General features: G+C 74.3%; 6 protein-coding genes. All 6 read right to left on the bottom strand.

All coding sequences use genetic code 11. From position 1 onward, the window contains the following. Positions 1 to 3: 3 nt before the first annotated feature. Positions 4 to 2,208 (bottom strand): CDP-glycerol glycerophosphotransferase family protein, encoded by a 2,205-nt coding sequence (locus ACFC79_RS28310; protein ID WP_376245593.1) that lies wholly within the window; start codon positions 2,206 to 2,208, stop codon positions 4 to 6. A gap of 59 nt (positions 2,209 to 2,267) precedes the next feature. After that, a complete protein-coding gene (locus ACFC79_RS28305; RefSeq protein WP_376245591.1) occupies positions 2,268 to 4,577 on the bottom strand; it encodes a CDP-glycerol glycerophosphotransferase family protein in 2,310 nt (769 codons plus the stop codon). Between the two features lie 420 nt (positions 4,578 to 4,997). Next, on the bottom strand, positions 4,998 to 5,897 hold the full coding sequence (locus ACFC79_RS28300) for a carbohydrate ABC transporter permease (protein WP_376245589.1): 900 nt from the start codon (positions 5,895 to 5,897) through the stop codon (positions 4,998 to 5,000). Next, complete coding sequence (locus tag ACFC79_RS28295; RefSeq protein WP_376245586.1) at positions 5,894 to 7,312, bottom strand: carbohydrate ABC transporter permease; 1,419 nt, start codon at positions 7,310 to 7,312, stop codon at positions 5,894 to 5,896. The genes ACFC79_RS28300 and ACFC79_RS28295 overlap by 4 nt, the downstream gene beginning before the upstream one ends. Positions 7,313 to 7,316: 4 nt before the next feature. After that, positions 7,317 to 8,681: an ABC transporter substrate-binding protein gene (locus ACFC79_RS28290; RefSeq protein ID WP_376245583.1), complete on the bottom strand. Its 1,365-nt coding sequence runs from the start codon at positions 8,679 to 8,681 to the stop codon at positions 7,317 to 7,319. Between the two features lie 500 nt (positions 8,682 to 9,181). Next, a complete protein-coding gene (locus ACFC79_RS28285; RefSeq protein WP_376245581.1) occupies positions 9,182 to 12,826 on the bottom strand; it encodes an FHA domain-containing protein in 3,645 nt (1,214 codons plus the stop codon). Between the last annotated feature and the right edge of the window lie 598 nt (positions 12,827 to 13,424).

Raw genomic sequence — 13,424 nt, 5'->3', positions numbered from 1 at the left:
CCGTCAACCGGCCCGTCCGGCGGTCCGTTCCGCGACCTCGCCCAGCAGCACCCGCCGCACCACCCGTTCCGAGGCGCGGCCGTCCCCGTACGGGCAGAACCGGGCCCGGAACGCGGCCCGCAGCGCCTCGTTCGCCGGGCTGCGCCAATCGCCGTCGCGGAAGATCCGGATCAGCTCGCCGGTGCTCCCGGAGACCGCCCCCGGGGTGTCGCCGGGCCGCCCGGACAACAGGTCGAAACAGACTCCTCTGACCGTGCGGTACGTCTCCCAGTCCGGGGCGTGCACCACGATCGGCCGGTCCAGATGGGCGTAGTCGAACATCACCGACGAGTAGTCCGTCACCAGCGCGTCCGCCGCCAGGCACAGCTCCTCGATCCGCGGATGCTCGCAGACGTCCAGGAGCGAGGGGTGCTCGGGCAGCCCGCCCCCCTCGTAGAAGTAGTGGGCGCGGACCATCACCACGGTGTCCGGGCCGACCGCCTCGCAGAACCGGACCAGATCGAGCCTGCTGGTGAACGCCGCCTCGTAGTCGCGGTGCGTCGGCGCGTACAGCACGGCGCGCACACCGGGCCGGAGGCCGAGACCCCGGCGGATCTCCGCGATCCGCTCCGGCGTCGCCGTGGTGAGGGCGTCGTTGCGCGGATAGCCGCATTCGAGGGGGCGCGCGGTGCCCGGGTAGGCGCGCGCCCACACCTCCGTGGAGTGCGGGTTGGCGGAGACGCTCCAGTCCCACCGGTCGACGCGCCGCAGCAGCCGGTCGAAGTTCAGCCCCTGGGCCGCCGCCGGATAGTCCTGCTGATCGAGCCCCATGATCTTCAACGGAGTGCCGTGATGGGTCATCACATGGACTTGGCCGGGGCGTTTGACCAGGTGGTCGGGGAAGTTGACGTTGTTGAAGAAGTACGTGGCACGGGCCAGCAGCCGCCAGTAGCGGCGGGTCCCCGGCACCACGTGGTCGATCCCCTCGGGCACCGCGGCCACCTGGTTCTCCGCCACCACCCACACACCACGCACCTCCGGGGCAAGTTCCCGGGCCTTGCGGAACACCGCCTCCGGATTGCAGCTCACCCCGCGGTTCCAGTACGCCGCGTAGACCGCGAGCCGCGGGTCCAGCGGAAGCCTGCGTTGCCACCAGTAGTACGGCCCGACGAGCGTGCGCCGGATGTGCGACCGCAGCCTGCCGGGCGCCGCGCGCAGGGTCCGGCGCAGGGCCAGTGCCGCGTCGAGGGCGCCGAGCGCGACGTACCGGCCGCCGCCCAGCAGCCGCGGTCGCAGGCCGCCCGCACCGGCCGGGAAGCGGTGACCGGCGGGCCGGTGCGCACGGTGGAAGGCCGCCACCGACCGCGCGTAGCGCCTGCGCCGACGGGTCACCGCCCCGTATTCGGCGACGAGTTCGCGTACCGCCCGCTCGAACAGCAGGACCGGCACGGGCTGCGGCAGCGACCGGTCCCGGACGAACTCCATCAGGGCGGCGTACGCGTCGACGAGCGCGTGCGGCGCCGGGGCGTCCGCGGGGTGCGCGCCGGTGCCCCGGCCCGCCGTGCCGGCCGTCCGCGGGGCGGGCAGCGGCCGTCGGCCGCGGTGTTCGACGCAGGCGAGGGGGAGCGCCGCGACGGAGGAGGCCGCGGCGAGGGTGCGCAGGGCGTACATCCGCTCCCCGTGGGGTCCCGGCCCGAAGGCCGGGCCCTGCTCCTCGTGGAAGGCGCGGCGCACGGCCCGGTTCCAGCAGACCGGTGCGATGTCGAGCAGCCCGGGGTGCTCGGCGAGGGTGAACCGGCCGTCGGGCAGACCGGCGAGCAGTTCCAGCGACCGGGCGGGCCGCGAACGCCCCCGGAACGGCCGTCGGTGGTGGCCGAACAGGAGCACGTCCGGATCGCCGGTGGCGGCCAGCCGGCCGGCGACGGCCGCCAGGGCGCCGGGGAGCAGGACATGGTCGCCCTCCAGGAGGACCAGGTAGTCCCCGGTGGCCCGCCCGGCCCCGGCATTGCGCCGCCCGTCCGGACCGGCCCCCGGCGGCAGGTGGACGGCCCGCACCCGGTCGTCCCGGGCGGCGAACTCGTCGAGCACCAGCCCCGAACCGTCGGGCGCCTCGTCGTCAACCCCGATCACCTCGAAGTCCGTGAACGACTGGCAGAGCACCGAATCCAGGCAGGCACGGAGCTGTCCCCGGGCGTGGCGGACGGGCACGACGACACTCAGCCGGGGCATGCGGGCTCCTTCTCGGACTCGGAAAGCATGTGTGCGGGGCGGGCGGGTACGGCCGACGGTCAGGGACGGTCCGCGGGCCGTGCCCCGGTCAGCCCGTCGGTGGGGGCCTGCCGAACGGCCGGGACCGCGACCTCGGCCGGGGCGCCGACCGGGAACCGTGCCGGGGCGATCGCCGGGGGCGCGGGCCGGCGCTCGGCGGGCGGCACCGGGACCGGCCGCACGGTCTCCTCGCCCAGGAAGACCCGGCGCACCACCCGCTCCGCCGCGTTCCCGTCGTCGTACGGGCAGAACCGCTCCCGGAACGCCGCCCGCAGCCGGGCGGAGCGGGGGCCGTACCAGTGACGGGTCGCGAGGATGCCGAGGAGTTCGTCGTCGCTGTGCGCGATCGCCCCGGGCGGGCAGCCGCGCAGGTCGACGCAGGTGCCGCGGGCCGCCTCGTACGCCTCGCGGTCGGCCCAGTGCAGGACGATGGGCCGGTCCAGGTTGGCGTAGTCGAACATCAGCGAGGAGTAGTCGGTGATCAGCGCGTCCGAGGCGAGTGCCAGCGCCTCGACGGACGGATGACCGGTCACGTCGATGACGCGCGGGTGCGGATCGCGCAGCGGTGCCGCCCCGTACGTGTAGTGCGCGCGGTCCAGGATCACGAAGCCGGGGCCCAGGACCCGCAGCACGCGCGCCAGGTCGAGGCCGGGCGGCACGTCGCGCCGGTAGTCGCGGTGGGTGGGCGCGTACAGCACGGCCACGGCGCCCACCGGGATGCCGAGGGACGCGCGCAACCGGGCCACGTCGTCGGCGGTGGCCCGCTGGTGGACGTCGTTGCGCGGGTATCCGTACTCCAGCGTGGCGCAGCGCGCGGAGGCCGACGGGTACACCCGCTCCCACACGAGGGTGGAGTGGAGGTTCGCGGACAGCGAGAAGTCCCACGTGTCGACGCGGGCGAGCAGGCGCCCGAAGTCCATGTCCCGGGCCGCGGCGGGGCGGTCCCGGAGATCGAGGCCCATCGTCTTCAGCGGGGTGCCGTGATGGGTCTGGAGCAGCACCTGACCGCGCCGCTTGACCAGCCGCCGGTCGAAGTTGACGTTGTTCACCAGGTACTTGGAACGGGCGAGCGCCCGCCAGTGGGCCCGGGTCCCGGGGGTGATCCGGCGGGTCGCGGCGGGCAGGGTGTGCGCGTCCTCGGGACCGCAGATCCACGCCGTGCGAAGGCCGGGCACCAGCTCGCGGGCCTTCGCCTCGATCGCCGCCGGGTTGCAGGCGTAGCCGCGGTACCAGTACGCGGCGAACACCGCCCGGTCCGCCCGGACGGGCAGCCGCAGCTGGACGTGGTAGTACCCCTGGAGCGCGGCGGCGCGCAGCACCCGGACCGCGGCCGTCGCACGCCCGCGCAGCCGTCCGCGGCACGCCCGCGCGGCCCACATCAGCCGGTACGTGCGGTGTGCGCCCAGCCGGATCAGGCCGTGGCGGACCCGGGCCCGGAGCGGGACGCGGGTACCGGGGCAGCGGTGGCGGCGGCGGTGGGCGCGGGCCCGGCGGAAGAACTCGGCGCGGCTGCCGCGCGGCAGCCGGTCCCGCGCGGTGTACACGGTGCAGAAGTGGTCGAGCATCCGGCGGAACAGCACCGGTCGCCAGGGCGCGAGCGCGGGGCGGGCGTCGACGAAGGCGAACACCCGGTCGTACTGGTCGAAGACGTCGAAGTGCTTGCGGCTGGTGGTGGCCAGGATGTTGCCCCGGCGCCGTTGCCGGTACCCGACGCACACCCGGTCCAGGACCGCGATCGAGCGGGCGGCCATCAGCGCCGGATACGTCCAGGGGGTGTCCTCGTAGTAGCCGGGCGGAAAGGCGAGTTCCTCGGCCTCGACGAACGCGCGCCGGTACGCCTTGTTCCAGGCGACCATGAGGACCTTCAGCAGGCCGGGCCGGTCGGTCAGCGCGAAGGAGGCGGGGCCGGTCTCGGCGAGGTGATCGGCGAAGGTGTTGCGCACGCTCTCGCCGTTCCAGTACGTGCGGGCGTAGTCGTAGACCAGGACGTCGGGTTCCCCGGTCGCCCCGATCCGGTCGGCGACGGCCCGCAGGGCGCCGGGAGTGAGCGTGTCGTCGCCGTCCAGGAAGATCAGGTAGTCGCCGGTGGCGCGGGCGATCCCGGCGTTGCGCGCCCGGCCCAGACCCACGTTCTCCGGCAGGTGCAGGGCCCGGACGCGGTGGTCCCGGTCGGCGTACTCGTCGATGAGGGTGCCGCAGGCGTCGGGCGAGCGGTCGTCCACCGCGATCAGCTCGAAGTCCTCGAAGGACTGGGTGAGCACCGAGTCCAGGCACTCCTGCAGATATGCCTGGACCCGGTAAGCGGGCACGATGACACTGAACCGGGGCACAACACATCCAGAGGGCGTTCGCGGTGCGTGGGGGGCGGTCCGCAAACGTCGGACGGAGTGCCGGAGTTACGTCAAGACGCGGCAAATACGGGAAACGGCAGGTGGGGTGGTCCTGTCGCGGTGAACAGGACCACCCCCGCGTTGACGCACAACCGTGCGTTTCCACGTCACTGCGGTGTCGCCGCGGCATCGCCACGACGTCACCGGGGCTTCACCCACCGCTCTCCCCGCCAGGGATCGGCCGGGCAGTCCCTGGCTAGGCCGTGTCTGACAATTCCACGCGGGCGGGCGCCGCCCCGCACGGGCCCTCGCCGCGTTGCCGAAAAGCCCTGGTAGCTCCGCTACAAGGACTTCCCGGCGCCTTGCGATGCACCGCACAGGACGACGCCCGCTGATCCACGCGGAATTGTCAGACACGGCCTACTTCACCGCGCCGGCCATCACACCGGAGACGAACTGGCGCTGGAAGGCGAAGAAGACGGCGAGCGGAATGACCATCGACACGAAGGCGCCCGGCGCCAGCACGTCGATGTTGTTCCCGAACTGCCGTACCTGCTGCTGGAGCGCGACCGTGATCGGCGGCGAACCGGAGTCCGCGAAGATCAGCGCGACCAGCATGTCGTTCCACACCCAGAGGAACTGGAAGATGCCGAGCGAGGCGATCGCCGGACCGCCCAGCGGCATCACGACCCGGGTGAAGAGCCGGATCTCGCCCGCCCCGTCGAGCCGGGCCGCCTCCAGCAGCTCCCGCGGGATCTCCGCGAAGAAGTTCCGCAACAGGAAGATCGCGAAGGGCAGACCGAAGGCCGTGTGGAAGATGACCACACCGAACGTGGTCTCGAAGATCCCGATCGCGCCGAAGAGCTTCGAGACCGGCACCAGGGCGACCTGCACTGGCACCACCAGGAGTCCCACCACCACCAGGAACCACCAGTCCCGGCCGGGGAAGTCCATCCAGGCGAAGGCGTACCCGGCAAGCGAGCCGAGCACGACCACCAGGACGGTCGCCGGGACGGTGATCATCACCGTGCTCAGCAGGGAGTGGGTGATCGTCGAATTGTCCAGCAGCCGGGCGTAGTTGTCGAAGGTGATCTGCGACGGGGCGGTGAACACCTTCCACCAGCCGTCGGCGGCGATGTCGTCCGCGCCGCGCAGCGAGGAGAGCAGCAGCCCGATCGTCGGCATCAGCCAGAACAGGGCCACCAGCACGAGGAAGACCCGCATCGCACCGCCCCCGGCGCGTGCGGCCGCGCGTGCGGCGAGGGACTGCTCGGCCCGCACCGGACCGGTCCCGGCGGACGTGGTCGAGGCGGTCGTCATCGGCGCCCCTCCTTCCGGATCCGGCGGATGTTGACGTACATCACCGGGAGTACCAGCAGCAGCAGGAGCACGGCGATGGCGCTGCCGATGCCGAGGTCCGCGTCGGTGCCGAACGAGGAGCGGTAGAGCTGGAGCGCCAGCACGTTCGCGTCGGCCAGCGAGGAGCCCGGCGAGATGATGAAGACCAGGTCGAAGACCTTCAGGACGTTGATCATCAGCGTGACCAGCACCACCGAGAGGACCGGTGCGAGCATCGGCACCGTGATCCGGCGGAACACCTGCCACTCGTTCGCGCCGTCCACCCGGGCCGCTTCGAGGAGTTCACGCGGCAGGCCCGCCAGGCCCGCGGCGATCAGCACCATCGCGAACCCGGCCCACATCCACACGTAGGAGCCGATGATCGCCGGGGTGACGAGGGTCGGGCCGAGCCATTCGACACCGTTGTACGGCTCCCGGAAGTTCTTCGCGGGGAGCCGGAGTTCGGCGCCGTCGGCCGACGCGGGCAGGGTGAACACCCCGTCCGGGCCCGCCTTCGCGGAGGCCACCACCTTGCCGTCCTTGACCGCCTCGACCTCGATGCCCCTCAGCCCGAGCTCCTCGGCGTCGATGACGTTCGGCCGCCCGCCGCCACCCTTGGTGAAGTCCAGCCACGCGGTGCCGGTGATCTTCCCCGGCTCCGCCGCGGCGGCCTTCGCCGGCCTCGCGTCCGACGGCATCTTCGCCGGTGCCACGCCGACCAGCGGCAACTGCACCGGCTGTCCGGCCCGTACCGGCACCTTGGTGACGAACGAACCGCCTTCGCCCGGCTTCAGCGGGTGGACGGGCAGCGGGTGCGCGTTTGGGTAGCCGGCCGACTCGGCGAAGGTGTCGTGCACCCCCACCCAGACGGCGTTGGCGACCCCGCGCTCCGGTGCCTGGTCGTACACCAGCCGGAAGATGATCCCCGCGGCGAGCATGGAGATCGCCATCGGCATGAAGACGATCAGCTTGAAGGCGGTTCCCCAGCGGATCCGTTCGGTGAGCACCGCGAAGATCAGCCCGAGGGCGGTGGAGACGGTCGGCGCGAACACCACCCAGATCGCGTTGTTCTTGATCGCCGTACGGATGGTGTCGTCCGTGAACAGCGCCTTGTAGTTGTCGAGCCCGGCGAAACCCGTGCCCGCCTGGTCGAGGAAGGACCGGTAGACGGAGTACGCGATCGGGTAGACCACGAGCGCGCCGAGCAGCACCAGTGCCGGGGCCAGGAACAGCGCGGCGACGACCTTGCGGGTGCCGGTCACGCTCCCGCGACGGCGTCCCGGACCACCGGAGGGTCCGCCGGACGGCTTCCTGGGCGCCGGTACCGACGGCGGCGCGGACGAATGCGTATCGGCGGGGGGCACCGCGTCGGCGCCCCCCGCTGCGGCTGTCGTCATCGCGTCAGCTCTTGTACGCCTTGGCCGCGTCGGACTCCAGTTTCGCCTGGGTCCCCGCGATGTCCTTCGGGTTCTTCAGGAAGTCCTGGAGGGTCTTCCACTCGCCCTTCCCGGGCGTCCCGCCGAACGACTGCGGGGCCTGGTCGGACATGTCGAACCGGACCGTGTCACCCGCGCCGATCAGCGCCTTCGCCATGGTGCGCTGCACCTCGTTGGGGTACGCGGCGGCGTCCAGGGCCTTGTTCGGCGAGATGAAGCCGCCCTGCTCCGCCATGATCTTCGCCGCGTCGGTGGAGGCCAGCCAGGTGAGCAGGGCCTGCGCGCCCTTGCCGTCCTTCAGGGCCACCGCCGCGTCGCCGCCCGTCACCACGGGTGACTCGGCGCCGACCGCCGGGAACGGGAACACCTTGGCGTCCGTCCCGATCTCCGCCTTCGTCTGCGCGATGTTGACGCCCACGAAGTCGCCCTCGAAGACCATCGCCGCCTTGGGCTGGTCGCCCCCGGTGAAGGTCTGGGTGACCGAGGCCGGGAACTCCGTCTGCAGCGCCCCGTCCGCCCCGCCCGCGATCAGCGACGGCTTGCCGAAGAGTTCGGCGAGGGTGGTCAGGGCGTCCTTGACGGACGGGTCCGTCCACTTGATCCGGTGCCGGGCCAGCTGGTCGTACTTCTCCGGGCCCGCCTGCGAGAGGTAGATGTTCTCGAACCAGTCGGTCAGCGTCCAGCCGTCCGCGCCGCCGACCGAGACCGGCGCGACGCCTGAGGCGGAGACGGTCTCGGCGGTCGCCAGGAAGTCCTTCCAGGTCTTCGGCTCGGACGCGCCCGCGTTCTCGAATGCCTTGGCGTTGTACCAGATCAGGGACTTGTTGGCGGCCTTGAAGTAGACGGCGTACTGAGTGCCGTCCACCGCGCCGAGGTCCTGCCAGACCTTCCCGTAGTTCTTGGTCAGCTGGGCCTTGGCCTCGGCCCCGACCGGCTTGGCCCACTTCTTCTGCGCGGCCTGCTGGATCGCGCCGACCTGCGGGATCAGCGCGACGTCCGGCGGCTGACCTCCCGCGATCTTCGTACCGAGGAAGTTGATGATCGGGTCCTGCGCCGGGACGAAGGCGACCGATGCCCCCGTGCGCTTCTCGAACTCCTTGAGGACCTTGACGAAATTGGCCTGTTCGGCCCCCGTCCAGACCGCCGCGACCGAGAGCTTCTCGCCGTCCAGCTTCGGCAGGGCGACCGACGGGCTCCCGCTGTCGCTGCCGGAGCTCTTGTCGGACTTCTCTTTTCCGCTGTCGTCGTTGCCGCCGCAACCGGTGAGGGCCAGCGCGCCGATGGCGGTGAACACCGCGGCTGCTCTGCTGATCCGATGGGTGGTGCGCATAGCTTCCCCGTCTCTCACATCGTTGTGTCCGCACAGTCCTACGCCGGGTGTACGAGCGCCGCAATACCGATCCCCACGCCAACTCCTTGATCGTGATGGGCTCGTGACGTGGTGTCAGTCGGGTGGGAGGGCGGTGCGACGCCGGGCGGGCGGCGTGCCGGAAGGGGACGGTGGTGCGTGCCGCCGCAGCCTGCGGCGGGGGACCGCGGCGCATCGGGGGGCCGGTGCGCGACTGCGACCGGAGCCGCGCACACCGGGACGGGCACAGGGGTGGCACGGGGCCGCGGGGCGGGCCCACCGGCGGGATGGGCACGGGACGGCGGGGCGGGCCCGGAGGACGGCATCGCGGCACGGGCACGACGGCGTGCGGCCGCGTGCACCGTCGGCGGGTGCCGGGCATCCGCTCTCGGCCGGCGGGCGCCCGGCGCCGGGTCTCGGGCCCCGGCCGACGGTCGGTCCGGTACGACGGTGCGGGGACGCGGGGGTACCGGACCCGTCGGTCAGGAGTGGACGGGGCCGAGCGGGGCCACCGGTTCGGCGTCCACCGACCGGGCCGCCCGTTCCAGCGCACTGGCCAGCAGGGCCAGGTCCGTCGGGCCGTTGCCCAGCTCGCGGACCGGCCGGCGGGTCGGCGGGTCACCCATCCGCTGCCACTCCAGCGGGACGACCGTGGGGCGGGACGTCGCCGTGCGCGGTATCCGTCCCGTCACCCGGCCGCCCTGGAACGGGGTAACCCGCCCGTCCGGATGGCCCAGCCTGCCGCGTCCGGGCACCGGATCCTCCGGCGAGCGCGGGACGACCGGGGCGTCGAGCACGATGCGCAGCCGGGCCCCCCGCGCCAGATCCGTGTCCTCGGTACGGTCCGGACGGGCGGACGCGGCGATCAGGTGGACGCCGAGCCTGCCGCCCTCCCTGGCCACGGCCTCCAGGGCCCGTACGACCGAACCGGCGGCGGGACGGCCCGGACTGCCCAGTGAGGGGGCGACCAGGGCGTCGAAGTCGTCCACCAGGACGACGAGCCGGGGCAGCGGGGACGGGCCGGGGGCCGGGGGCCGCGCGCCCGCGGGCCGCAACCGGAGCGTCCCGCTCATCGGGGAGTCCACGTCACCGCGCTGTTCGGCGCCGCTCGGCGGGCGCTGCCCGATCATCCGTCGTGCCGCCTCCCGCTGCTGGTGCCACGCGGCGAAGTCGTCCTGCCCGAGCAGTTCGGCACGGCGCTTCAGCTCGCCGCCCAGCGCCTGCGCGAACTCCCGCATCCGCACCGGGTCGGAGGCCGCCAGATGCGTGAACGCGTGCGGCAACTCGGCGCAGGGGCGCAAGCCCTCGCCGCGTTCGCCGCCGGCACCGTCGACCAGCAGGAGACCCAGCCGGTCGGGCCGGTCGGCGGCGGCCAGCGAGGCGGCGACGGCGCGCAGCAGCTCCGTGCGCCCGCTGCCGGACGGCCCCTCGACGAGCAGGTGGGGGCCCTCCTCCGTCAGATCCACGCCGACCGGGCCGTGCGGGCCTGCCCCCAGCACCATGACGGGCCGCCCGAACACCGGGACGGTCGCACCCGCACCCGCGGCCGTGCCGTGGTCCGGCTGCGAGCCGGTGCGCGCCGCCGGGGAACCGTGTCCGGCCACCGCTTTGCCCGCGCCGCTCCGCGCCGCGACCGGGGGAGCGTCGGCACGCGCGCCACTGACCCGGTGGGAAGGCCCCGACGCGCCGGAACGGGGGCCTGCGGCTGCCGGGGCGTCGCCGCCGGACCAGGAACCGGTCCCGGGAACGGTACGGGAGCTCGGCGGGTCCCCGGACGGGTCCTGGCGTCCGCCGTCGCCCCGGGCGGCGCCGGAGTACGGGGTGCGCCCGGAGCCGCGGGCCCCGTGTTCCGTTCCCGCCGCGTCGGTCCGGTCGGTCCCGCGGGCCTCGTACGCCGCGTCGGCGGTGAAGTCGTGGCTCACCGTGCCGATGTGGGTGACGGTGTCGCTGCCCGGGTACGGGGTGCGCCCCGTACCGCGCCCGGACGGCCCGCCCGGCACCGGGCCGCCGCCCGTGCGCTGGGCGCCCACGCGGGGGGTCGCGCCGCGCGGGGCCGGGTACGGCGTACGGCCCGAGCCGGGCGCCTCAGCCGCAGTGCCGCCGCCCGCGTGCCCGCCCGGACGTCGGCCCGGACCGTGCGACGCGGCACCGGGACGCTCATCGGCCGCGGCGGCCCAGCGGGCCATCAGGGAGGCCGGGGTGGCCCGCGCCAGGCCCAGCTCGTCCAGCAGCCGGGCGGAGAGCGGGAGCACGGCCGAGGCGGGCCGGCCGTGCGTCGACGCCGGGGCGTCCGTGCGCAGCGGGGCCAGCGCCCGGCCGAACCGCTCGGCCCAGTGCGCCGACACCGCGTCCACCGCGGCGACCGTGCCGCGGCCCGCCGCCCGGCCGTCGGCCGTGCGCAGCAGCCGCAGCGCCGTCGCCACGTCCCCGCTCAGCATCGCGACCGCCCCGCACTCGCGGAACGCGATCGAGGCGTGGCAGGCGGCCTCGTACGTCGCCGCCACCGGGGAGACAGGAGTGGCGGCCGGGGTCTCGGCGAGGCAGATCAGGTGGATTCCGGCGGCGGCCCCCGCCGCGGCCAGCCGGGCGGTGCTCTCCCGCAGCGCCGCCGAGCCGGGGTCCCCGTCGACGACCACCACGGTGAACGGTCCGGCGTACCGTGCGGCGGCCTCGGCGATCATGGTCCGGTCCAGGCTCGCCCAGCCGGGCCCGAGCGGGCTCTCGTCCAGCCGCCGCGCCAACTCCGCCGTGCGGGCGGTCGCCTGCTCGCGGTCGTACGCGAGGAGCAGCCGGCAGTCCTGGCCGTGCACCGGGCGCAGATGGGGCAGCCAGCCGAGCCAGGACCACTCCCGTCCGCGCTCCTCGGCGCTCCGGCCCCGGTCGGCGCTGATCAGGACGATCTCCAGCTCGGCGGGGGAGTGCAGCGCGGCGAGCTGCGCCACCACGGAACGCGCGAGTCCGGCGAGGCGGGTCCGGGGCCCGGCCAGGCCGAGCGAACCGGCCTCCCGCAGCCCCACGGTCACCGGCACGGCGGGCAGCTCGGCCCGGTCGGTCGTCCCCAGCCGCACCACGAGTGCCTCCGGATGGTCCGTGCCGCGCTCCCAGAGCCGGGGTCCGGGGCCGAGCGCGGTCAGCAGCACGGCGGCCGGGTCGGGCCAGGTGCTCGCCGAGGCCGCCCCCGGCGACGGTTCGGCGGCGGCCGGGTACGACGCGGCGGCTGCCGCCCCGTCCGGTCCCGCCCCGTGGGCCGGCTCGCCCCGACCGCCCGCGAGTCTGCGGGCCCAGGCGCCCAGCCCGCCCCGCCGGGGTGCCTCGCCGTCCGGCGGGTGCGGGGAACGACCGGGCGCGGCCGGGCGGCCGGTCGTTCCCGCGGCGGCCGGGTCGGAGTCGTCGGGCCGGGCGTCGTGCGGGCCGGTGCCGGGTCCGGGGAGGACGGCCGGGGCGTACCCGTGGCCGGGCCTCTCGGCGCCCCCGGCCGCCGCGCCGGACACCCGGAGGTGCCCCTCGCCGTCCGGGGCCGTCGCCAGCGTCGGCGTGCGGGCACCGGAGGTCAGCAGGAGCGCCGACTCGCCCAGCCGCAGCAGGGCGCCCGGCTTCAGCCGGACCGGGCGGTCGCGCACCGCCCTGCCGTCGAGCAGGGTGCCGTTCGTCGATCCCAGGTCCGCCACCGAGACCAGGCCGTCCTCGGCCACCGTCACCGCGCAGTGCAGCCGCGACACGTCGGGGTCGTCGAGCGGGACGTCCGCCTCGGCCGAGCGGCCGATCCTGACCGGGCCGCCGTGCAGCAGATGGACCCCGCCCGCGTCGGGCCCCGCCACCACGTGCAGCTGCGCCGGGACGGCCTCGTCGGCGGCCTCGTCCTCGCCCGGGACCTGGAGCGAGAGCACCGCCCCGTCGACCAGCGGGGGCTCGCCCAGCGCGCACCGCCGGTCGTCGAGCCGCTCACGCCCGGCGAACAGCACCACGGCGCCGCCGCCGGGCGGCCCCTCGGGGCCGGAGACGGCCGCGGCGAGTTCGGACGCCACGGCGGCGAGGGCCGTCCCCGACGGGGCGGTGACCAGCACGTCGCAGGCGCGCGCCGGGGTCTGGCCGCTGCGCGGCGCGAGGACGGTCAGCCGGATCTGCATCGCCGTCAGCGGTCCCTTCTGCGCGGGGCGCCGGGCAGGGGAAGACCCTGTGATTTCCCCCCACCCGACACGGACGCGTCGTCCGGTACAGGTTCGTCACGAGCCGCGAGGCGTCCGCGCCACAGTCCCGTGCTGAAGGCATCCTCGCACCTGCCGCCGACAGTGCGCCCCGGGGCCACCGCCAAATGATCTTGATCGGCCGGTCGCATGCCCGCCCGGGCCCGTCCGGAGGGCGCCCGGGGCGCACCGGAGCCCCGGTACACCCCTCGTTCCGCCCTCCGGTCAGGCCCGCTTGCTGTCCGGTCTCGACGTATTTCAGGTAATTCTCCCCGGCTCCGATTCGGTGCGAGGACGGGTTTTCGGACCGGATGGGATCGGTTTCGGACGCTTTTCGGGATCAGGCGTGGCAACCATCGGCTCGGAGAAGGCGTCTTGTTCCACGATCGCCCGGTGACTCCCGCGAAGGTGCCCGGCCCCGTCGGCCGGATGCCACCCGGTCGTCCTCCGGACGGGGCCGCCGGTTTGACGACAGGCCCTAGAGTGGGCCGGAACTCCTGGTACGAATCCGGGGACACCGTGAACACCACGATCTGCAGGG

Source organism: Streptomyces sp. NPDC056061, assembly GCF_042266885.1.
GTDB lineage: Bacteria > Actinomycetota > Actinomycetes > Streptomycetales > Streptomycetaceae > Streptomyces.
The sequence above is the reverse complement of the archived record's forward strand: the minus strand, read 5'-3'. Positions and strand labels throughout refer to the sequence as shown.

What these genes read in the sequence shown, in the direction of transcription:
- ACFC79_RS28295 (WP_376245586.1), bottom strand. Translation starts at nt 7,312, where the DNA reads ATGACGACAGCCGCAGCGGGGGGCGCCGACGCGGTGCCCCCCGCCGAT.
- ACFC79_RS28300 (WP_376245589.1), bottom strand. Translation starts at nt 5,897, where the DNA reads ATGACGACCGCCTCGACCACGTCCGCCGGGACCGGTCCGGTGCGGGCC.
- ACFC79_RS28285 (WP_376245581.1), bottom strand. Translation starts at nt 12,826, where the DNA reads ATGCAGATCCGGCTGACCGTCCTCGCGCCGCGCAGCGGCCAGACCCCG.
- ACFC79_RS28290 (WP_376245583.1), bottom strand. Translation starts at nt 8,681, where the DNA reads ATGCGCACCACCCATCGGATCAGCAGAGCAGCCGCGGTGTTCACCGCC.
- ACFC79_RS28310 (WP_376245593.1), bottom strand. Translation starts at nt 2,208, where the DNA reads ATGCCCCGGCTGAGTGTCGTCGTGCCCGTCCGCCACGCCCGGGGACAG.